Annotated in this window: 2 protein-coding genes; both read left to right on the top strand. The window is 59.4% G+C overall.

Features of this window, described 5'->3' with window-relative positions; translation table 11 throughout:
- On the top strand, positions 1-829 hold an 829-nt coding region (locus WDW90_RS36550), incomplete at its 5' end, for a cation:dicarboxylate symporter family transporter (protein ID WP_336492630.1).
- A 112-nt stretch (positions 830-941) separates the two neighbouring features.
- Positions 942-1685, top strand: a complete 744-nt coding sequence (locus WDW90_RS36545) for a GntR family transcriptional regulator (protein WP_336492629.1) — start codon at positions 942-944, stop codon at positions 1683-1685.
- The last annotated feature ends 485 nt before the right edge of the window (positions 1686-2170 follow it).

The raw sequence follows: 2170 nt of genomic DNA, 5'->3' as shown, positions 1-2170 counted from the left end.
TAACGAGCGCGTGCCTACGCTGAATGTTTGGCTGGACGAGGCGACGCAGTGGCTCTTCAGCATCATGCGTATGATCACGCGTCTCGCCCCGCTCGCCGCTTTTGGGGCGATCGGGTTCACGGTAGGCAAGTTCGGTATCGGCTCATTGCTGCCACTGATGAAGCTCGTCGCCAGCTATTACGTCGCGCTTGTCGTTTTCGTTGTCCTCGTACTCTGGTGCGTGCTGCGCTGGTGCGGCGTTGGGATGGTCGAGTTCCTGCGCTACATCAAGGAGGAGATCGCGATCGTCTTTGGTACGATTGCATCCGAAGCCGTGATGCCGCGGCTGATCGACAAGCTCGAGTTCCTTGGATGCAAGCCGGACGTAGTGCGCATCGTGCTGCCGACAGCGTACTCGTTTAATCTCGATGGGACTGCGCTCTATTTAGTCCTCGCGCCGATGTTTATTGCTCAGGCGTTGAACCTCGACCTCTCCTGGGGCGACAAGCTGTCTTTGTTCGGACTTCTGCTCCTCACATCGAAGGGCGCGGCCGGAGTCACCGGCGGGGTGCTGGTGACACTCGTCTCGACCATGATCGCGCACCCGATCGTGCCCGCCGCGGGGATCGCCATCACACTCGGGGTGGACCGGTTTCTCAACGAAGGCCGGGCGGTCCTCAATCTGATTGGGAATGCCGTCGCGACCCTCGCCATCTCCCGTTGGGATCGCTCCCTCGATGTCGAGCGGATGCGGGCTGTTCTCCGTGGCGAAGTACGAGTGCAGGACCTCGATGTTGCGGTCGATGCGGCCCATGCGGGCTTCAAGCAGCCCGTGCCAGAACCAGCCTGAAGGCTGCGGGACGCGGTGGGCGGCATCGTCAGAGCCGCCCCTCCAAGGCCTGATTGTGTCCTCACCTCCAGTATAATATATAAGAGGCTCTCTGAGGACACGGCCCATCAACATGGATGAATCAACGCCCCGCTCACTTCTTACAGGGTACCAGCCGCTCTACGTCCAAGTAAAGGATTCGCTGGTAAAGCGAATTGGATCGGGGTCTTGGAAGCCTGGCGAGATGCTGCCGAGCGAGAACGAGCTCGCGGCCGAGTATCAAGTCAGTCAAGGGACGGTGCGTAAGGCGCTCATGGCCCTTGAGGCGGATAGACTGATTGTCCGCCGCCAAGGACGTGGTACATATGTTGCCCGTCACTCGCGTGACGAAACCCTTTTCCAGTTCTTCCGCATTGTCGGTCCGGACAATCGGCGCCTTACTCCTACAAGTCGTGTCTTGAGCCACCGTAAGCAGAGGGCCAGTAATGAGCAGGCAGCTCGCCTCAATATTGAGCCTGGTTCGATGCTGCATGCGATCATTCGGGTCCGGAGCCTAGATCAGGCTCCTGCTATTTTTGAGCGCGTTTTCGTGCCTGTTGCGCTCATGCCAGATTTGCGCGTGCAGGCGAATGAAGTCATGGAAGAGGAGATGTATGTCACCTACCAGGAGAAATTTGGGATCAGTATTGCGCGCGCTTCGGAACGACTCGCCGCGGTCTCGGCGACCTCCGAGGAAGCAAAGCTGCTTAATCTGAATACGGGCGCCCCGCTGCTTGAGATCATGCGTGTCGCATATGATGTGAATGCGCGTGCTGTCGAGCTCCGGATCAGCCGATGCAACACCGACCATGCGCGATACGCGGCTGAGGTCAACTGAGCGAGCATGGTTGCAGCGGGCTTGTCGCCACGTTGACGCAAAAGGGCTAGCGCAGAGTTTGTGGGCAGGTGGAAACGTTGCCGGGTTAGTTAGGCCCGCTGTTTCCTGGCTGCAGCTGCGTTCTGATGTGGGAACGGGTGCCTGCCGACAATCCGGATACTTGGGAGACGAACGGCGAGGCACTGACCACGGCGCTGCGCCTGCAGACGGAGCAAGACAAGCGTTTGGAGCAGATCAACAGGCAGAGTGCCCCGCTTTGATCGACGCTCTTACGTGCGGGCCTACGCATGGTGAGTGCGGTTCACACCTGGAGCGGGCATGTCGATGGCGAGTTGATTTGCTGGACTTGTGAAGATCGACCGTACCAATCAACGCACCACCTGGAGCGTAATTACCCACGCCTTTGTCGGCGGGATTAGGCGCGGATGGTTTTGAGGATGGTGGCGAAGGTGTCGGCCCCCGCGAGGCGGGCGGTGTCGATGACG

This window comes from Methylobacterium nigriterrae, from assembly GCF_037106235.1.
Classification (GTDB): domain Bacteria; phylum Pseudomonadota; class Alphaproteobacteria; order Rhizobiales; family Beijerinckiaceae; genus Methylobacterium; species Methylobacterium nigriterrae.
The sequence above is the reverse complement of the archived record's forward strand: the minus strand, read 5'-3'. Positions and strand labels throughout refer to the sequence as shown.